Raw genomic sequence first — 17,136 nt, 5'->3', positions numbered from 1 at the left:
GTAGGGAGCGCAGGATGCGACGGGTCCTCATCACCGGAGTCCGGGCCAAGACGGGAGCACCGCTGGCCGAGCTGCTGGCGCGCCGGCCCGACGTCGAGGTGCGCGGCGGCAGCAGCGACCCGGCCCGGGTCGGCGTCGAGGGCGTCGAGCCGGTGGCGTTCTCCTGGGACGACGCGACGACCTGGGGGCCCGCCGTGCGCGACGTCGACGCCGTCTTCGTCGTCCGGCCCGACCGCGCCGACGCCCCGGGGCTGATCGCCGACCTCGCCGCGGCGACCCCGCGGCGTACCCACCTGGTCCTGCTGTCCGACCTCGACGCGGGCTACTACGACGACGACGACTGGACCCCCCGCGTCGAGCGGGCGGTCCGCGACAGCGGTCGCACCTGGACGGTGCTGCGTCCGAACTGGTTCATGCAGGTCTTCACCGACCCGCGGTTCTGGCTCGACGAGATCGTCCGCGACGGCCGGGTGGCGTTCCCGAGCGGCGGCCAACCGGTCTCGTGGATCGACGCGCGCGACATCGCCGCCGTCGCCGAGCGCGCCCTGACCGAGCCGGGGCACGAGGGCCGCACCTACGACCTCACCGGCCCGGAGTCGCTCTCCCTCCCCCGCACCGCGCAGCTGATCTCGGGCGCGCTGGGCCGGCCGGTCGAGCACGTCGAGCTCTCCATGGAGGAGGCACTCGCGGGCCTCGACGGCTTCTACCGGGACCTCACCGAGGGCGCCTACGACCGGATCCGGCTGGGCCTGGCGTCGGGGGTGGACGACGTGGTCGCGCGGGTCACCGGTCGGCCTGCCCGGACGTTCGCGGACTTCGTCGCCGAGGCCTCGGCGTTCGCCCCCGTCGGCCGGTGAGGACCTGGCTGCTGCTCGCAGGCGCGATCGCGACCGAGGTCACCGCGTCGCTGTCGCTCAAGGGCGCACTGGACCACCCGCTCCTCTACGTGGTCGTGGTGGCCGGCTACCTGAGCGCGTTCGGGCTGTTCGCGCTGGTGCTGCGCTCGGGCGCGCCGCTCGGACCGGCGTACGGCGTGTGGGCGGCCAGCGGGGTCGCGCTCACGGCGGTGCTGTCGGCGGTCGTCTTCGACGAGCGGGTCAGCCCCACGACGGCCGCGGGCCTGGCGGTGATCGTGGTGGGCATCGTGCTGGTCGAGCTCGGCAGCCAGCGCGGCCGGGCGCGGGAGACCGCCGCACCCTCGACGGCAGGGGCGCGCTGATGCAGTGGTGGCTGCTCGCGACGGCCGTCGTGCTCGAGGTGACGGGCACGCTCGCCCTGTCCGTCGCGGCCCGGGGCCGCCGGGCCTGGTACGCCCTGGTCGCCGTCGCCTACGTCGCGTCGTTCGCGTCCCTGGCGGGCGCGCTCTCGCAGGGGCTCGAGCTGGGCGTGGCCTACGGCATCTGGGCCGCGAGCGGCGTCGCGCTCACCGCGGTGGGCGCGCGGGTCCTGTTCTCCGAGCCGTTGACGCGACCCATGGTGCTGGGGATCTCGTTGGTCGTCGCCGGCGTGCTGCTGGTGGAGGTCGGCGCGCACTGACGCGGCGCGGATCGCCGCCGTCAAGGGCTAGATCGAGTCATGTCCGAGGGCCGGGACCGCACCTAGTGTCCGGCCATGCGTCTGATCTCGAGGCTGTTGCTGCCAGCCGTTCTCCTCGTCCTCGTCTTCTCCGGCACCGCGGTGCCGGCCCAGGCGGCCGCGCCCGACGTCTGGGTGAAGTGGAACCTGGGCGACCGGTGGATCCGCTCCCTCGACTACGTCACCCCGACCCAACTGGTGGCCGGGTCCGAGACCGACGGGGTCTACACCGCCTCCAGCGCGGCCGGGCCGTGGACCGACATCAGCGGCAACCTGCCGCCGCTCGGCAAGCAGGTGCACCAGGCCGCCGGCAAGGCTGGCCAGGTCTTCCTGGCCACCAGCGCGGGTCTCTACCGGGGGCCCGCCGCCGGTGGCTCGTGGACCAGGCTCGGCGTTGACGACGCCACACCGCAGCCGCAGCGGCTCGACCAGGGCGGCGTCCAGTCGGTCTACTTCCCCAGCGACGACGCCACCGCGATCGTGGTGGCGACGTCGGGCTCGGGCGACGACGGCGTCTTCTTCTCCACCGACGGCGGGAAGAAGTGGAACGACGCCGCCGGCCTCACCTCCGGCACCTACCACCTCACCGGCGTCGGCCCGGTCATGTACGCCGCGGCGTCGACCGGCTTCTACCGCTCCGCCAACAGCGGCAAGTCCTGGACGCTGAGCTCCGACGGCATCCCGCCGGGCGAGACCCCCAAGCGGGTCGCGGTCGTGGGGGGCAAGCTGATGGCGGCCACCACGAGCAGCGTCTACCGCTCCGACAACGGCGGCCTCACCTGGTACGACGCCGGGGGCTCCGGCGCCGGGCTGCTCAACGGCGGTGAGGTGCGCGCGTTCCAGGTGGTACCGGCGACGTACTGGACCGACGGCCAGCCCAAGATGATCGTCGGGGCGGCCAACGGCGTCTGGGCCACCGTCGACGGCGGCGAGAGCTGGGCCAAGATGTCCGGCACCAAGGCCAACGCGCCGGGCGAGATCGCGATGACCAACGAGTCGGTCTACAGCCTCAACGTCGGCTTCGGGACGCCCGGCAGCCTGATGGCCGGCACCCAGGGCCACGGTCTCTTCACGCTGCCGCTGTCGGCGGTCGAGGCGCCCGGGACCATCGCCGCCCCGAGCGGCACCCCGACCCGGGGCTACACGCTCACCGCGGCGACCGGGGCGTGGGGCGGCACCGGCCCCTTCGTCTACAAGTACCAGTGGAAGCGCTGCACGAGCGTCCTGGCCGCGTCGTGCATCACCAACATCCCGGGCGCGACCCACCGCACCTACACCACCACCGCCGCCGACGACGGCACGTGGCTGCGGGTCGGGGTGCGCGCGATCAACGTCGTGCAGCCGACCTGGGCGCCCGAGGTCCTCTCCGCCGCGATCGGCCCGATCACCGCCCCGCCGGGCTTCGAGCCGATGCCGCCGTCCGGCTACCCCAAGCTGGTCAACGGGACGTCGGCCCCGTGGGGCAGCACCATGACCATCGACGCGAGCGACGACCCCAGCGAGCGGTGGCGGTCCAACGGGATCTTCCTGCCGACGTCGTTCGAGTACCGCTGGTACCGCTGCGACCTCGACCTCGACCCGTGCCTGCCGATCCCCGGCGCCACCGGGGCGTCGTACACCTCCACGGTCGACGACGTCGACCACGTCGTGCGGGCCACCGTCGTCGGCACGATCGGCAGCACCAAGTCGGCCGAGCGGCAGGCCGGCGTCTCCGGCGCCGTGTACGAGCGCAAGCCCGTCAACACCGCCGCCCCGCGGGTGGTGGGACCAGCCCACATCGGCACCACCCTGCAGTCGACGGCCGGGGCCTGGACCGGCACCAACCCGACGTTCGAGCGCCGCTGGCTGCGCTGCAACGCCCAGGGCACCCAGTGCAACCCGACCAACCCGGTCGTCACCACCCCGACCTACCAGGTGCGCGCGGCCGACAAGGGCTCCACGTTCCGCGTCGAGATCACCGCGACCGTGACCGACCAGTTCGCGGACCGCACGTCGCCGGCACTGTCGGCACCGTCGGCCAAGGTCGCCCCGCCCCCGCCCTCGTGCGGCCAGCTGAGCGCCGCGGTGGCCAAGGCGAAGAAGGCGGTCACGGCCGCCCAGAAGGCGCTGGCCAAGGCCAAGAAGACCGGCAAGAAGGCGAAGGTCAAGGCGGCCCAGAAGAAGCTGAACGCAGCCAAGGCCGGCCTGGGGAAGGCGAAGGCGGCGCTGGCGAAGCGCAAGGACTGCTAGCAGCCGGCCCCCCCGGGCAGGACGGCGGTGGCGCGGGCGTACCGCTCGGCGAGGACCCGCAGGTGCCCGACCAGCTCGGGAGGCTCCTGCACGGTGAAGTCCAGCCCGAGCATCCCGATCCAGACGGCGACGACCTCGAGGCTGTCACCGCCGGTGACCAGCACGCTGCGCCCGTCGTCGAGGGACTCGACCGTGCCGACCGCGGGGTTGATGCGGGCGATGACCTCCTCGGCCGAGGCGTCGATCACGAGCCGCGCGTGCACCGCCCACCCGGTGCGGGCGACCTCCCGCACCACGAAGTCGGTCAGGTCTCCCGGGAACGGCTGCGGCTCGAAGCGGCGGCCGCCGGGCGTGTGCAATGTCAGCCAGTCCACCCGGTACGGCGACCAGGTACCGGTCGACCGGTCGCGCCCGACCAGGTACCACCGCCGCTGCCAGGCGACCATCCGGTACGGCTCGACCTCGAGCCGTACCTCCCCGTAGGTGCAACGCAGGCCCTGGTGGTCGCGGATCGCGGCCGCCAGCGTCGTGAGCACGCCTGCGTCGACGGAGGGGTCCTCGACGTTCGATTCGGTGTTGACCGGGCCGGCCGCCGTCGCGTCTCGCAGTGCTGCGACCTGACGGCTGAGCCGGTGGGGCAGCACCTGCTCCAGCTTGGTGAGTGCGCGAGCACTGCTCTCCTCGACGCCGGAGATCCCGGTCGCGGCCCGCAGCCCGATCGCGACCGCGACGGCCTCCTCGTCGTCGAGCAGCAGGGGCGGGAGGTTGCCGCCGCTCCCGAGCCGGTAGTGACCTCCGCGGCCCCGGACGGTGTCCACGGGGTAGCCCAGCGCGCGCAGCCGCCCGATGTCGTTGCGGATGGTCCGACCCGTGACGTCGAGGCGCTGCGCCAGCTCCGCGCCGGTCCAGTCAGGTCGGGTCTGCAGGAGTCCGAGGAGCGCGAGCAGGCGCGCAGAGGTCTCTCGCACCCACTCGAGAATACAGGAACGTTCCCTTCCTGATTAGTTCCTACGGTGGTGTCAACGGGTCGACGACGACCCGCACCACCCGACGATCCGCAGGAGCACGAGATGACCACCACGCCGATCCGCCCCTTCACCGTGACGATGCCGCAGGCCGACCTCGACGACCTGCACCACCGCCTGGCGCAGACCCGCTTCGCTCCTGCAGCACCGGGCGACGACTGGGCCTACGGCACCCCGACGGGCTACCTGCAGGAGATGGTGGAGCGCTGGAAGGACTTCGACTGGCGCGCCGTCGAGGAGCGGATCAACGCCTACCCGGCCTTCACCACCGAGATCGACGGCCAGACGATCCACTTCGTCCACGTGCGGTCCCGCGAGGCGAACGCCTCGCCCCTGCTGCTGGCGCACACCTACCCCGGCTCGTTCGTCGAGCTCCTCGACCTGGTCGGACCGCTGACCGACCCGGTCGCCCACGGCGGGCGGGCCGAGGACGCCTTCGACGTCGTGATCCCCTCGATGCCCGGCTTCGGCTTCAGCACCCCCGTCGTCGACACCGGGTGGACGATGGCCCGCGTGGCGCGCACCTACGACGCGCTGATGCGCCGGCTCGACCACCCGTCGTACGGCGTGCACGGCAGCGACGCCGGCGCGATGGTCGGGCGCGAGCTCGCGGTGCTCGACCCGGAGGGCTTCCTCGGCGCCCACGTGCTGCAGCTCTTCTCGTTCCCCAGCGGGGATCCCGCCGAGTTCGAGGGCTTCGGGGACAAGGAGTACGCCGCCCTCGGCCACCTGGAGTGGTTCCAGAGCGTCGGCGGCTACAACACGATGAACGGCACCCGTCCGCAGACCGTGGCGGCGGGGCTCTCCGACTCCCCGGTCGGCCAGCTCGCCTACAGCGAGCTGTTCGAGAGCTTCGGCAACGGGACCAGCCTCGTCACCCCCGAGCAGGTCCTCACCCAGGTCACGCTCTACTGGCTCACCAACACCGCCGCCACCTCGGTGCGCTACCACTACGAGGAGCAGCACGCCGAGGCGCAGCCGGTCGTCAGCACGGGCCGGATCGGCCTGGCCCTCTTCAAGGACGACTTCCAGACCATCCGCTCGCTCGCCGAGCGCGACAACGCCAACATCCAGCACTGGGCCGAGTACCCCGCCGGCGGGCACTACGCCGCGCTCGAGGTGCCCGACTCCGTGGTCGCCGACCTGCGGACGTTCTTCGCCGCCCGCTGAGCGCCGCGCGCCGGGCCCGCGCCGGGTCGCGAGCCACCGCCGCTGGCCACGACGACCGGTGCTCGGGAACGAGGACAGTTCCGGGCTGAGGGCGATCGCCACGGTTGATCGCCGTGCTGCGGGGGGTCCGCCCGGCACCGGGCGGGCACGGAGACACGGCCGACCTCCGGCGGTCGACGTCACACTGCAGTCGTAGCGCTCTCCGAGCCGTGCCGTCGCCATGAGCTCGGCCGCCACGAGACCTCAGTCGTCAGGGGCCGTCCAGCCGCGCGCGCTCCAGGCGCATGTCGTTCAGGTCAGAGCGCATCCACGACTGGGTCGCCTTGCCGAGACGACGGAACTGCATGTCGAGCGCGGCCACCGCCTGCACCTCGCTGAACCCGAACGCATCCTGGAGTGCTGCCACGGCATCGGCGGTCTCGTCCACCGCGAGGAGGATGTCTACGAGCCGGTGGGGGTCGTCCATGACTCGCACCAGGGCCTCGACGACGTGAAGTCGCATGTCGAGCTCCCGACGCTGCTCGCCGGGCGTCGGTCCATCGCTCATGTGAGCAGACACTACGAGCCGGGGTCCGTCCCGGTTCCGCTGATGCCGCGCTGCGCGGTCATGCCGAGTTGAGGGTGTGCGGCGGGGCTACGACTACGCTCCGCGACGTGCGTGAGCAACTCATCCCGGTTGTGCTTGCACTCGTGACCTCGGGGCAGGTCGTGGTCGTCGCCGTCATCGTCGTAGCGCTGACAATGGCGGGATTCTGGTTGTGGGCACTGATTGATCTGCTGACTTGGCCTTCCTCAACGTGGGACTCGTCCGGGCTGAGCAGGGCGAGGTGGGTTTCGCGGGTCTTCCTGCTGGGATGGATCGGTGCCGCCTGGTACGTGCGCTCTCCACGACGTCACCTGAAGACCACCTATGCCGAGATTCGATCGGCTAGGAAGGACAACGACAACCTGGTTTGAGGCGGTCACCCTGCCGCCCGCTCTTGCCGCGCTGCGGGCGCACTGATGGCCGCGATGACGACCGTGAACGGGTCTTAAAGACTCCGCTCGCCCACTGCCCGTCGCGAGCCGGTACGCCCGCTCATGCCGAAAGTCGGGAGTCGTTCCCGAAGACTGGAGGCGATGTCGATGATGGGCACACTCGTCCAACCGCCCGTACGCTGGTGGGATGAGCAGCTACCTGACCGACCGGCGCAATCGCCCGGTCAGCGCGTTCGTAGCCGTCGTCGTCGCGCTCCTCACTGCCGGCTACATGCTGCCGTGGGCGGTCGCGGCCCTGCGTGGCAAGTCGAACCATTGGACGATCTTCTGGATCAATTTGCTGGGCGGCTGGACGGTGGTCCTGTGGATCGTCGCCCTTGTGATGTCGTTCAGTTCCCACAAGCCGATTAGCCGCTACTGATCCTCGAGGACGCGATCGCGGCCCCGCCCTATTTTGCCCCACCCGGTCCTGCGAGCCGGACCAGAAGTTCCCGGACGACCTCTGTACCTGTGGCTGCTCGATGAGTAGCTAGCGCGCGGCCGTCCACCTCTCCCGCAGGCTGTTTGGCTTGCGGCCCGCTCTGAGTCGTTAGGGAAGTACGGGCGGAGCCCGACCATGCCGCGCTGCGGGCGCGGCCCCGGCCGCGCTGATGGCCGCGATGACGACCGTGAATAGGTCCTAAAGACTCCGGCCGGCCGATGCCCGTCGCGCGCTGATACGCCCCGCTCATGCCGAGAGTCGGGCGGTGTCCATTGGAACCGACTTTGGCAGTGAGCACGTCATGCTGAAGGGACAGACAGACGGAGGTAGCGCATGAGGCGCTCGAACACGACGGCAGCAGTAAGGCTGGCTGCGCTACTCGCCTTGACCGCTTGCGCAGGCGTTGACAGCAGTCCGGACTCGGCACCGACGCGGCAGCTTGAAAAGTCGACCAACCTAGACGCCAAGATACGGAGCGGCTCAGTGACACCTCGGGCCGGATTCATCGCTACTGAGTCCGCGCCACAGCAGTACCCGTGCGACGGCGTTCCGCTGATTGTGGACACCTTCGGCGTGGGCGCCAAACCGTCATTGGGCGAGATGGCTCGCTCGGACCGGACTGGTGGGCAGCGTTACGAGGTCCTTGCGCGGTCTGAGGAGAGCGCGACAGTCGCCTTCCTCGGGAACAAGGGCCGGGTTGTCCGCGTCACCGATTACCTGCTCGGTCTCGATGGGTGGATGCCCGGCAAAGTCCGGCTCTGTCACTAGGCGCGCGGAGCCATAACCGGCTCTCCTCACGGTTCCGCCCGACCATGCCGAAGTGCGGTCGCTTCGCGACTGGCTGCTGTCGTACTCTCCGAGCGGCTGAATGCGCCGCCATGACCGAGTGAGCGGTAGTGGCGTAGCCAGCAACGACGGGTGCTCACCCCTGTTTGCAGGTGCCCGTACCAAACGTTCTCGACGCCCGACCTTGCCGCGCTGCGGGCGCGGCCCCGGCCGCGCTGATGGCCGCGATGACGACCGTGAATGTGTCCTAAAGACTCCGCCCGGCCGATGCCCCGTCGCGAGCCGATACGCCCGCTCATGCCGATGGTCGGGCGCGCCGTTCCCACGGCCGAGATGCATACTCGCGACATGGCTTACGCCCGCATCAGCGATCACTCGGACGTCTACATTTTTCCGACCCAGGACGACGCCCCATCGCGCGGGCAGCGAGGCGGCGGCCGAGGCGCGAAGTTGGTGTGCTGCGGTTGCTCGCTTCGCGACGACTGGGACTACGACTCAACTCAAGCGTTAGTTGACCATCTCGCCGAGCATCGTGCGGCCGGGCACCAGGTGCCGCCAATCGAGAGGGAGTTGTGGCGGGACGACGAAGAGAACTTCGCAACGCAGGACTAGTCATCGTGCGCCCGACTTATGCCGCGCTGAGTGCGCGGACATGCCGAAGGTCGGGCGACGAAGAAGCGCGCGTACTACCCCGCCAGGAATACCCTCCGAGCCATGTTCGAGCTCGAAATCCAAAGCCCGACGCGCATCCGCTTGCGCGTTGGCAGGTTGCACCTCAGGACATGGAAGTCCCGACTGATGGTGCTCCCGCGTGGCTACCGCGCCCCCGACCACCTCTACTCGGTCGTGGTCGCTAGCGGGGACCCCGATGACCTGGGGTTACACCTTGCGACCTTCTACGAAGAGGAGGCAGCAGAGAAGTGCATCGAGCAACTGAGGACCGAAGGAAGATGGGATGACTTGGCACTGTCCTTCGATGTCGTTCACTACCGGACCCAGGATTGGGAGTTCGACCGGTAGCGCGCGCCACTGCTTGCGCTAGCGGTCGACCATGCCGCGCTGCGGGCGCGGCCCCGGCCGCGCTGATGGCCTCGATGACGACCGTGAATGGGCCCTAAAGACTCGGCCCAGCCGATGCCCCGTCGCGAGCCGATACGCCCACTAATGCCGATGTGGGGGCGGCTCGCGCGGACGGTCCTTGTCATTAGACCGTGTCAGGATTACCCTGACGACGTGTCAGGAAACGCCTGACAAACATCGAAGGGTGACACCATGACCAGCACCAGCCCGGACAACCATCACTGCTCGTTCTGCGGCAAACTCGGGACCGAGGCCGAGAAGTTCATTGCCGGCCCCGGCGTGTACATCTGCAACGAGTGCGTCGAGATCTGCGTGAACATCCTGGCCAGCAAACCCACGCCGTCCTTTCCTCCGCTCGACGACAAAAGCGACGAGGAGCTACTCCTCGACATGGCCCAGATCGCAGCGTCCCGCGACCAGGTGGAGGAGGCAGTCATCGACCGTGCCCAAAAGCTGCGGGCCCGCGGTGTGACCTGGGCCCGGATCGGCGAGAACCTTGGGATGACTCGTCAGTCGGCGTGGGAACGCTTCTCAACCGACTCCGACTGATCCCCGAGGGGCCGCCGGGTGCACACCGCTCGACCATGCCGCGCTGCGGGCGCAGCCCCGGCCGCGCTGATGACCGCGATGACGACCGTGAATGGGTCCCAAAGACTCCGCTCGGCCAATGCCCGGCGCGAGCTCATACGCCAGCTCATGCCGAGAGTCGGGCTCGGCGTGCCGTCAATGGCGGGCCGGTCGTCCAAGAAGGCGGATTCGCTGAACCACCCGGCCGTCGCCGTCGAGTCCCACCAGAGCAGTCACGTCCTCTACCGGGGGTCGGATTAGGACAAAGACGCGCAGCGGGCTCCCATCGTCGGTCGTTGCAGCGGGGAACGCAGCGGTCGTGACCTCGGACTGTTTGCTCGCGTTGTGGCTCTCGGCACGCACACGCACGATGCGGGACGTGACGAGGCCGTACAGGTAGAAGTGCCCCTCTCCTGACCGAAGACCGCCCGAGAACCCGATTTCAGTGGTGCCCGGAATGTCCCAGCCAGCCCCGTCCTCATCTAGACCTCCGTTGACATAGAACGCCATGTAGTGACGGCCACCGAAGCCTTCGGGCTGGTACCCCAGCGCCCAGGTGTCTCCGTTCGGCGCAACGCCCTCCGCCGCGATGACCTCGTCGTCTGCGTTCATGCGCACAGGCTGACAGATAGCACAACGGGCTCCGCCCGACCATGCCGCGCTGCGAGCGCGGCCCCGGCCGCGCTGATGGCCGCGATGACGACCGTGAATGGGCCCTAAAGACTCCGTCCGGCCGATGCCGGTCGCGAGCCGATACGCCCGCTCATGCCGATGAGCGTGCACCATAGGTTGACCTTGTGGCCTACACCTTTGACCTGGTGCCCACCGAACGGATGGCACTTGATGAGGACGCGTTCAACGGAATCCGCTACACCTTGTTGGAGGCGCAGCCAGCCACCAAAGTCCGGGTCTTGCCTGACCCTTGGCGCATCAGAGTGAGAGCCCAGGGCCGGGTGGCGGAAGTTGCTCCCGGCGTGATGGCTCACTTAGAAGACCTGGCCGGGACGGCCCTTGTCGTGGTGCCAGTCAGGAACTGGTGAAGCGTCCGCTCATGCCGCGCTGCGGGCGCGGCCCCGGCCGCGTTGATGGCCGCGAGACGACCGTGAATGGGTCCTAAAGACCCCGCTCGGTCAGTGCCCGTCGCGAGCCGATACGCCCGCTCATGCCGACGTGCGGGCCTGCGTTGCGCGCGTACGTAGGGTGCCGGAGGTGACTCGCAGACACAACGGCATCGTCATCGACAAGGATGGTCCCTGGACCGCCGCCTGTTACGAGCGGAACGACCTCGACTTCACCCGGACCCAGCACGGCGTGGGCGAGCAGCAGGGGTCTCTGTGTGGGCTGACTGCCGTCGAGGTGGTGATAGTGCGTAATCCCTTCTACGGCGAAGGCGGTCGCGATTGCAGGGAGTGCGCCGCCCGTTTGCGCGAGCTCGCCAGCTAGTGGATGGCGCCCGAGCATGCCGCGCTGCGGGCGGCCCCGGCCGCGCTGATGGCCGCGATGACGACCGTGAATGGGTCCTAAAGACTCCGCCCGGCCGATGCCCGTCGCGGGCCGATACGCCCGCTAATGCCGAGAGTCGGGCGGCCCGCGGACGTCAGTCGTTCCTCCAGTCGTCCCCGTCGGCTAGTTCCGCGTCGTTGGGGCCGAAGATGGTCCACGACTGCCTGGAACAGACTTCTCCGTCCAGCGTGGCCAGGATGGAGCCGTCCTCAGTGCGAGCGGTGTAGGTCTGGTCATAGCAGCCGCTCATTCCTATGGAGGTGTGCCGATTAGGACCAACTACGTGCTCGGCATCGAAGTCTTCGTCGACTACAACGATGCGTTGGTCGGTCTCATTGACGAACCAAAAGGTGTTCCGTCGATCGGGACCGATATCAACGGGGCGGCACGCCGACCCGCTCCAGACCAGCACGGTGGCTGCGGTCATGGACACGGCATGTCGTCGTTTCATCGACTCATCCTTTGACGCGGGACCCCACCATACGACTCTGGACCGTACCTGGGTCCGGGATCGCTTGTATCGCTGAGCCGCGAGCGGCTCCGCCCGACTATGCCGCGCTGAGGGCTCAACCCGATCGGGCCGCTGGCCAGCGGACCCCGCCACGAAGCGCTAGCAAGTCGCTGGCACCGAGCGCTGCTGCTCACAGCGCTGTTGCCGGGGGTCAGGGGCTGACGTCAGGCTCGTCCAGCTCCGCAACGTCCTTGAGTGGCATCCAGCGCTCGCCGGCGCCGACATCGACCACCCACTGCCCCGGCGCGTCAGTACGTCCGGCAGCGGGAGTCCAAATGACGCGGTCGCGATCATCGACGACGACGATGACCTGGTCTGGGCTGATCTGTGCGATCTCGAGCTGACTAGTTCCGCCCTCGTGCGGCTCGATCACCAATCCCTCGCCCGACCGAAGTGGCATCTCCGATCCCCATGGCTCAAAGATCACGGTGACGTCTGAACTGTTCGAGTAATGCACGCGGGTCGCACTTAGTCGTGGCATAGCGGTCGCGTGCGTTGACTCTTTCGAGTTCGAAGGTCGTCTACGCCGCCAGCTCGCCACTGGCCAAGTCTGACAGGACACGCGCATGTGCCGATCCAATCCCAGTCCGGGCCAGCTCGCTGGCGAAGCGTGGTCGGCAATCTTGTCCGACTCCGCACTGCGGACTCCCGCCCAATCATGCGGCGCATAGTGCACAGGCGTCCGAGCCCTCACGTCGCGTCGTGCCTCGCACTCGCACGCTCCCCCGCGCTGAGGGCATAGCGTCCGAGCTCGCTCATGCCGCGCTGAGGGCGCTCATGCCGATGTCGGGCACGCAAATCGTGCGCCATTCTGGAACGGTGACGTCGCCGAAGAAGCCGTGGGCCGAGCGGTTGGACGCTGGTCCGCCAAGTCGTGAGGCGCTTGCGCGCATCGTTGATGAGGACGGCGCGCGGGACGAGGCCGAGAACAGCTACTACGAGAGCGCATCCGACCCGCAGTTCGTTGCCAACGAGACAGCGCAACGCCGGTTCCGGAGCCAGCTGCGACGTAGGTTGCGTCACCGCCAGGCGAAGCAGCGGGAACGCGGTACGTCCTAGCAAGCGCCCGACCATGCCGCGCTGCGGGCGCGGCCCCGGCCGCGCTGATGGCCGCGATGACGACCGTGAATGGGTCCTAAAGACTCGGCCCAGCCGATGCCCCGTCGCGAGCCGATACGCCCGGTCATGCCGATGTGCGGGCTTCGTCCGAACGGCCGTCTCCGCGTCAATCCCTGGCGGGGAGTTCGTAGCCCAGGGGGTAGAGGTACTCGCGGAGACTTCGCGTTACCCAGCCGGGCTTTGCCTCAAAGAGCGGTAGGAGATCAACCACAGCCTTGGTTCGGTCCATCAGTTCACCGACCGGTTCGGCCACGACCTCGAGGACTTCTCGTCGGTACCTGTCTTCGGCGTACTGCTCGAACACGTTCCGACTCAGAAGGCTGATCCCCGGCATGCTGAGAACCGACACCCCGTCGGGTCGGAGAAGCTCGATTGGTCGCATTGCGACGGCGTGCTCGGCGCTGAAGCCTGCCATGCAGGAGCCCGCCGAGAGGAAGTCGCCTGCAGCAACCCGTGGGTCCCAGCCAAGGTGGAGGTAGCAGTCCCCGCCGCCCCACGACGACTTCTGCAGGTTGACCACCTGGTAATCGCCTGCGCTGGTCGTGCGGAACCAGTTCCGCGCCCGTTTGCGAAACCCACGAGGTTTGAGCGTCTCACCGAGAGCGGCTTCAATTGCCTTCGAGGCGTCCATGCATGGAGTCTGGCGGGTTCCGCAATTCGTCGGTCATGGGGAGTGCCCGACCATGCCGCGCTGCGGGCTCTGCTGGTTGGGAAACGGTGCTGAGCTGCGCCTATCGGCCGTGGATCCAACCGGGGCGCCAGAACGTCCGTCGCCAGTAGTAGAGAACCGTGAGGTCCTCGGGCCATTCGGCATCTTGACGGCCGCAGGCCTCGAAGAGATCGACGGCGCGATCGACTGGGCGCCAACCGACGTCACGGACATCCTCTGTGCCCGCACCTCGAGCGTGGGCCGCGGCGCGCTCGCTCTTGGCACCGGATTCTTGGTAACTCTTCTGCGCCTGCTCCAGTGACGGGTTGTTCGCCCCGCCGACCTAGTCTGGCCAGCGCAGCTGCGCGGCGTCGTCCTCCCAGCCGCAGATGCTGCAAATGCAATGGGAGTTGGGCGGGTCGTCGAACATCAGATAGCCGCAGCACGGGCACGGGTTCTTCACAAGGTCATGGTGCAGCCAGCCGAAGCACGACGCTAGGTCGAGCTCGACCCACTATGCGCCACGTGGGCTCCGCCGGGCATGCCCGCTGCGGGCTCCGCCGACCATGCCGCGTCACGGGCTGACGCCCGACCATGCCGCGAGCTGCGCGCTCCTGCTGTAAGTCGGGCGTCGCCGCGCAAGGAGTCAGGGCACCATCAGGATGACGGGCCAAGGGCGTCGAACCACATCTCTCGGAACGAGGATGAGGGTGCGGCCCGAGTTCGGTCGAGGCAAAGGAAACCCTCCGGACGTGACTCGATCCAGACATCGGGATGCGCAAGCACTTCGCGCGCTCTTGTCGGCTCCACGACACGCCATGCGGGGTCTTGTTGATCTGGGACCAGGTCGGCGGAACCCGCATGACTCTTCCATTGGTCCAAGTGTTCCGGAGCGACTGTGAGTTGTAGCCAGCCGTGATCGAACCAAGCTAGTAGCGCGACCGAACACTCGTCGGGCGACCAGGGGCCTGCTTCCACCCAGCCATCAGCGAGGAGCGTGCGGGAGCCTCGCGGTACCTCGAATAGAAACCCGCCCTCGTGTACGACCAGCCACATCTCGCTGCGGAAGTCGTCCAGCTCGTCTCCTGCTGGTGTCATTCCGCCATGGTCCACCACGCGACTTGTCCGCCCGCTCGTGCCGCGCTGGGGGCTCCGCCCGACCATGCCGCGAGCCGCGCGGTCCTGCCGAGAGTCGGGCACGATGCTGCGGTGACGCCAGACCGCTACGCCGACCGACTCGACCCAGCGACGTACGCAGACGACGACGGTGTTGTGGGTGTCTTTGAGTCGGACCCCTCCGAGGCGGAGGCCCTCTGGTTCTCAGAACGTCTATTCCGTCGGCTCGTCCTTATCGCGACTGCGTATGAACTACACACGTTGCCTCTGCTCGGAGCGGCCGACCCCGTTCGTCTCAACAGAGCGATGTGTGAGTCCCTCTCGGACGAACTGGCGTTCGTTGCGGAACGCGTTGACGATCCCCCAACGGTCGAGGCTGCGCAGCGCCTTAGCGACTACGTCGCGACACGTCTTCGTCGTCCATCGTGGGACGGTCCACTCACTGTTGACTCCGACTGACGAATCGCCCGGTCTGCCGCCCTGGGCGCGGTCATGCCCAAGGTCGGTCGCCCGTCCGCTCGTCGCGAAGTGGCTCACCCCGGTACAAATGGAGGGTGCTTCAGGCCCTTGAACCGATCTTCGAGCCTGCTAGTGGGTCTGCCCTGCCGACGCTAGGAGACGACGGGGGGTGCGAGATACAGGTCATGCCTGACGGCACCGTGCAAGCGATTGACCCCGACTCCGAGTTCGACTACCGCTTCGTCAACTCGACGTTCGATCAGTTCGCTGCCTCGCTGGAGGTGGTGCGAACGGCGTGGACGTTGCGACCGTCTCTAGACGAACCGGGGACGGACGACGAAGAAGCCGTCCTGCGAACCCGTCTGGCAGAGATCGACTCGCGCGCGGTTGCGGACGAGGAGTGCTGGTGGAGTCTCATTCTCGAACAGATTGGGGACGGCCAGTTGTGAGTAGCTTCCCCCGACCGTGCCGCACGGAGGGTCCGCCCGACCATGCCGCGCTGCGGGCGCGGACATGCCAAGAGTCGGCGCGCTGATCGAACCTCAGTGTCGCGGGCCGTCTAGCCTCGCATCATGCGTAGCAGCGGCGGCGTGCTGGTAGCCCTAGCTGTGTTGTTGCTGGCAGGGTGTTCGGACGACGCGTCAAGTGCTGGTGGCAATTGCACCCTGATCGGCGGCGTGCATGGGCTGGGCGTCACAGTCGCCTCCGCTGTTGCTCCCGTTCGGAGCCTGGAACTCGAAGTCTGCGAGGACGACCAATGCTCGACTCATCGCGTCTCGCTGATGCCTGGGACCGCAGCCGAGCCCGGGGACTGCACTGGGTCCGGACCTGAACCGAACTGCGCAGCCGAGTCGACGCCCGATGGCACGCAGTTCGGTTTCGTCGAGCTCGGACTGCCTGTAGGGACTGCTGAGGTGAGTGGTCAGTACCGGCGGGCAGGTGAGATTGTCGATATCGCGGTGGCAACCGTCGCCGTGGGAGCCTCGTACCCGAACGGGCCGGATTGCGGTGCCGACGGCACTCAAGCCCAAGTCACCCTTGACGCCGGTGGGCTGAGTTAGCCACCCGGTCCTGCCGTCGGTTCGCGGTCTTGCCGAAGGCGGGCGGAGTTGATGCTCATGGTGTCTTCGGGCAGGCCCCAGGCTGATCAGATGAACGCGTTCAATTCATGAGACGATGGCGCGTGACGGCAGCAGGTTTTGCGCGGAAGACCTCGGCTTGTTTGGCAGCGTTGCCATGGCCCGCGCGCTACATGACGCGCGGCGCCATCGTGCTCGGCGTCGTCGGTCTGTTCGTGGGATTGCTTGTCGGCTTCTCTGCGAACCCTCCTACGGCTTGGTTGGCCATGCTGGCGGTCGGCCTGCCGCTGGCGTCCGTTGGCGCGTTGCTCGGACTTGCTACTGGGCTCGCGCGGGACGGTCTGGACAGGCGCAGTTCCTAGCTGGGCAGAGTTCACAACCGCCCGATCATGCCGCGCTGAGGGCGCAGTCGTGCCGATCATCGGGCACCCCAAGAACCTAGGCTCGACCCCGTGGTCGACGACTTCGCACGTGGCATGGCGATGATGCGCAAGCACGACCCGAAACTCCAAGAGGACGGATTCGGATTGGCGAAGCGCGTCGCCGCTCACCATGTCCCAGAGCTCCTCGACGCCTACGGCAGCGAACTCGACCGGGGTCTGCGCTGCTGGTTGCTCGAACTTCTTGGTGAGGCCCGTTGCGCCGAGGCGCTTGCCGTCCTTGAGCAGGCACTCGACGACCCCGACGAGTCCATCCGCTCTTGGGGCAAGACGGGGCTGGAGAAGTTGGGGACCCATGAGGCGCGCACGCTGCTCTGGGAACATCGGCAACGCGAGAAATAGTGCTCGCTCATGCCGCGCTGCGGGCGC

General features: G+C 68.3%; 23 protein-coding genes. 16 read left to right on the top strand and 7 right to left on the bottom strand.

The genetic code is table 11. The annotated features are described in order from the left end of the window. The first annotated feature begins 14 nt into the window (after positions 1-14). The 4 genes from AC4MBH_RS09940 to AC4MBH_RS09925 all read left to right on the top strand — a co-directional run bounded on the left by AC4MBH_RS09940 (position 15) and on the right by AC4MBH_RS09925 (position 3,804). Positions 15-857 carry an NAD(P)H-binding protein gene (locus AC4MBH_RS09940; RefSeq protein WP_491794692.1) on the top strand — a complete coding sequence of 281 codons (843 nt, stop codon included), beginning with the start codon at positions 15-17 and terminating at the stop codon, positions 855-857. Continuing rightward, positions 854-1,219, top strand: a complete 366-nt coding sequence (locus AC4MBH_RS09935; protein ID WP_491794691.1) for a DMT family transporter — start codon at positions 854-856, stop codon at positions 1,217-1,219. The genes AC4MBH_RS09940 and AC4MBH_RS09935 overlap by 4 nt, the downstream gene beginning before the upstream one ends. Continuing rightward, positions 1,219-1,536 (top strand): DMT family transporter, encoded by a 318-nt coding sequence (locus tag AC4MBH_RS09930; RefSeq protein ID WP_491794690.1) that lies wholly within the window; start codon positions 1,219-1,221, stop codon positions 1,534-1,536. The genes AC4MBH_RS09935 and AC4MBH_RS09930 overlap by 1 nt, the downstream gene beginning before the upstream one ends. A 75-nt stretch (positions 1,537-1,611) precedes the next feature. Continuing rightward, entirely contained in the window at positions 1,612-3,804 is a 2,193-nt protein-coding gene (locus tag AC4MBH_RS09925; protein ID WP_491794689.1) for a WD40/YVTN/BNR-like repeat-containing protein, read from the top strand. Here the strand turns inward: AC4MBH_RS09925 and AC4MBH_RS09920 are convergent. Further along, entirely contained in the window at positions 3,801-4,772 is a 972-nt protein-coding gene (locus AC4MBH_RS09920) for a helix-turn-helix transcriptional regulator (protein ID WP_491794688.1), read from the bottom strand. The two genes, AC4MBH_RS09925 and AC4MBH_RS09920, sit on opposite strands and share 4 nt — an antisense overlap. A 102-nt stretch (positions 4,773-4,874) precedes the next feature. Between AC4MBH_RS09920 and AC4MBH_RS09915 the strand changes: the two genes are divergently transcribed. After that, entirely contained in the window at positions 4,875-5,999 is a 1,125-nt protein-coding gene (locus AC4MBH_RS09915; protein ID WP_491794687.1) for an epoxide hydrolase family protein, read from the top strand. 250 nt (positions 6,000-6,249) lie between these two features. Here the strand turns inward: AC4MBH_RS09915 and AC4MBH_RS09910 are convergent, their stop codons facing one another. Continuing rightward, entirely contained in the window at positions 6,250-6,546 is a 297-nt protein-coding gene (locus tag AC4MBH_RS09910) for a hypothetical protein (RefSeq protein ID WP_491794686.1), read from the bottom strand. Between the two features lie 107 nt (positions 6,547-6,653). Here AC4MBH_RS09910 and AC4MBH_RS09905 point away from each other — a divergent pair, with 107 nt between their 5' ends. The 5 genes from AC4MBH_RS09905 (at position 6,654) to AC4MBH_RS09885 (ending at position 9,873) form a co-directional block, all read left to right on the top strand. Beyond that, positions 6,654-6,956 carry a hypothetical protein gene (locus AC4MBH_RS09905; RefSeq protein WP_491794685.1) on the top strand — a complete coding sequence of 101 codons (303 nt, stop codon included), beginning with the start codon at positions 6,654-6,656 and terminating at the stop codon, positions 6,954-6,956. A gap of 208 nt (positions 6,957-7,164) precedes the next feature. Continuing rightward, positions 7,165-7,398 (top strand): superinfection immunity protein, encoded by a 234-nt coding sequence (locus tag AC4MBH_RS09900; protein WP_491794684.1) that lies wholly within the window; start codon positions 7,165-7,167, stop codon positions 7,396-7,398. A gap of 1,194 nt (positions 7,399-8,592) precedes the next feature. Beyond that, the gene (locus AC4MBH_RS09895) at positions 8,593-8,856 is read left to right on the top strand and encodes a hypothetical protein (RefSeq protein ID WP_491794683.1); all 264 of its coding nucleotides are present in this window, start codon (positions 8,593-8,595) and stop codon (positions 8,854-8,856) included. 102 nt (positions 8,857-8,958) lie between these two features. Continuing rightward, positions 8,959-9,264: a hypothetical protein gene (locus AC4MBH_RS09890; RefSeq protein WP_491794682.1), complete on the top strand. Its 306-nt coding sequence runs from the start codon at positions 8,959-8,961 to the stop codon at positions 9,262-9,264. A 252-nt stretch (positions 9,265-9,516) separates the two neighbouring features. After that, positions 9,517-9,873 (top strand): ClpX C4-type zinc finger protein, encoded by a 357-nt coding sequence (locus AC4MBH_RS09885; protein ID WP_491794681.1) that lies wholly within the window; start codon positions 9,517-9,519, stop codon positions 9,871-9,873. A 174-nt stretch (positions 9,874-10,047) separates the two neighbouring features. On the opposite strand, the gene AC4MBH_RS09880 is transcribed toward AC4MBH_RS09885, so the two are convergent. Beyond that, positions 10,048-10,503, bottom strand: a complete 456-nt coding sequence (locus tag AC4MBH_RS09880) for a hypothetical protein (protein WP_491794680.1) — start codon at positions 10,501-10,503, stop codon at positions 10,048-10,050. A 185-nt stretch (positions 10,504-10,688) separates the two neighbouring features. On the opposite strand from AC4MBH_RS09880, the gene AC4MBH_RS09875 reads away from it, so the two are divergent. Both AC4MBH_RS09875 and AC4MBH_RS09870 read left to right on the top strand, forming a co-directional pair. Then, positions 10,689-10,931 (top strand): hypothetical protein, encoded by a 243-nt coding sequence (locus tag AC4MBH_RS09875; protein ID WP_491794679.1) that lies wholly within the window; start codon positions 10,689-10,691, stop codon positions 10,929-10,931. A gap of 169 nt (positions 10,932-11,100) precedes the next feature. Continuing rightward, positions 11,101-11,334 (top strand): hypothetical protein, encoded by a 234-nt coding sequence (locus AC4MBH_RS09870; RefSeq protein WP_491794678.1) that lies wholly within the window; start codon positions 11,101-11,103, stop codon positions 11,332-11,334. A gap of 154 nt (positions 11,335-11,488) precedes the next feature. On the opposite strand, the gene AC4MBH_RS09865 is transcribed toward AC4MBH_RS09870, so the two are convergent. The 4 genes from AC4MBH_RS09865 to AC4MBH_RS09850 all read right to left on the bottom strand — a co-directional run bounded on the left by AC4MBH_RS09865 (position 11,489) and on the right by AC4MBH_RS09850 (position 14,136). Beyond that, complete coding sequence (locus AC4MBH_RS09865; protein WP_491794677.1) at positions 11,489-11,821, bottom strand: hypothetical protein; 333 nt, start codon at positions 11,819-11,821, stop codon at positions 11,489-11,491. 235 nt (positions 11,822-12,056) lie between these two features. Further along, positions 12,057-12,278, bottom strand: a complete 222-nt coding sequence (locus tag AC4MBH_RS09860) for a hypothetical protein (protein WP_491794676.1) — start codon at positions 12,276-12,278, stop codon at positions 12,057-12,059. A gap of 852 nt (positions 12,279-13,130) precedes the next feature. Further along, on the bottom strand, positions 13,131-13,655 hold the full coding sequence (locus AC4MBH_RS09855; protein ID WP_491794675.1) for a DUF4304 domain-containing protein: 525 nt from the start codon (positions 13,653-13,655) through the stop codon (positions 13,131-13,133). 361 nt (positions 13,656-14,016) lie between these two features. Next, positions 14,017-14,136 carry a CPCC family cysteine-rich protein gene (locus AC4MBH_RS09850; protein ID WP_491794674.1) on the bottom strand — a complete coding sequence of 40 codons (120 nt, stop codon included), beginning with the start codon at positions 14,134-14,136 and terminating at the stop codon, positions 14,017-14,019. Between the two features lie 746 nt (positions 14,137-14,882). On the opposite strand from AC4MBH_RS09850, the gene AC4MBH_RS09845 reads away from it, so the two are divergent. The 4 genes from AC4MBH_RS09845 to AC4MBH_RS09830 all read left to right on the top strand — a co-directional run bounded on the left by AC4MBH_RS09845 (position 14,883) and on the right by AC4MBH_RS09830 (position 17,109). Continuing rightward, positions 14,883-15,248 (top strand): hypothetical protein, encoded by a 366-nt coding sequence (locus AC4MBH_RS09845; protein WP_491794673.1) that lies wholly within the window; start codon positions 14,883-14,885, stop codon positions 15,246-15,248. A gap of 95 nt (positions 15,249-15,343) precedes the next feature. Further along, positions 15,344-15,697: an SUKH-4 family immunity protein gene (locus AC4MBH_RS09840; RefSeq protein WP_491794672.1), complete on the top strand. Its 354-nt coding sequence runs from the start codon at positions 15,344-15,346 to the stop codon at positions 15,695-15,697. Between the two features lie 734 nt (positions 15,698-16,431). Further along, a complete protein-coding gene (locus AC4MBH_RS09835) occupies positions 16,432-16,689 on the top strand; it encodes a hypothetical protein (protein WP_491794671.1) in 258 nt (85 codons plus the stop codon). Between the two features lie 90 nt (positions 16,690-16,779). Then, complete coding sequence (locus AC4MBH_RS09830) at positions 16,780-17,109, top strand: HEAT repeat domain-containing protein (protein ID WP_491794670.1); 330 nt, start codon at positions 16,780-16,782, stop codon at positions 17,107-17,109. The last annotated feature ends 27 nt before the right edge of the window (positions 17,110-17,136 follow it).

Source organism: Nocardioides sp. WJ219, from assembly GCF_058559815.1.
The sequence above is the reverse complement of the archived record's forward strand: the minus strand, read 5'-3'. Positions and strand labels throughout refer to the sequence as shown.

Bases quoted from the DNA above. Each gene is read 5' to 3' on its own strand.
- AC4MBH_RS09855 (WP_491794675.1), bottom strand. From the start codon at position 13,655: ATGGACGCCTCGAAGGCAATTGAAGCCGCTCTCGGTGAGACGCTCAAA.
- AC4MBH_RS09940 (WP_491794692.1), top strand. From the start codon at position 15: ATGCGACGGGTCCTCATCACCGGAGTCCGGGCCAAGACGGGAGCACCG.
- AC4MBH_RS09915 (WP_491794687.1), top strand. From the start codon at position 4,875: ATGACCACCACGCCGATCCGCCCCTTCACCGTGACGATGCCGCAGGCC.
- AC4MBH_RS09925 (WP_491794689.1), top strand. From the start codon at position 1,612: ATGCGTCTGATCTCGAGGCTGTTGCTGCCAGCCGTTCTCCTCGTCCTC.
- AC4MBH_RS09885 (WP_491794681.1), top strand. From the start codon at position 9,517: ATGACCAGCACCAGCCCGGACAACCATCACTGCTCGTTCTGCGGCAAA.
- AC4MBH_RS09900 (WP_491794684.1), top strand. From the start codon at position 7,165: ATGAGCAGCTACCTGACCGACCGGCGCAATCGCCCGGTCAGCGCGTTC.
- AC4MBH_RS09880 (WP_491794680.1), bottom strand. From the start codon at position 10,503: ATGAACGCAGACGACGAGGTCATCGCGGCGGAGGGCGTTGCGCCGAAC.
- AC4MBH_RS09930 (WP_491794690.1), top strand. From the start codon at position 1,219: ATGCAGTGGTGGCTGCTCGCGACGGCCGTCGTGCTCGAGGTGACGGGC.
- AC4MBH_RS09910 (WP_491794686.1), bottom strand. From the start codon at position 6,546: ATGAGCGATGGACCGACGCCCGGCGAGCAGCGTCGGGAGCTCGACATG.
- AC4MBH_RS09895 (WP_491794683.1), top strand. From the start codon at position 8,593: ATGGCTTACGCCCGCATCAGCGATCACTCGGACGTCTACATTTTTCCG.
- AC4MBH_RS09890 (WP_491794682.1), top strand. From the start codon at position 8,959: ATGTTCGAGCTCGAAATCCAAAGCCCGACGCGCATCCGCTTGCGCGTT.
- AC4MBH_RS09865 (WP_491794677.1), bottom strand. From the start codon at position 11,821: ATGACCGCAGCCACCGTGCTGGTCTGGAGCGGGTCGGCGTGCCGCCCC.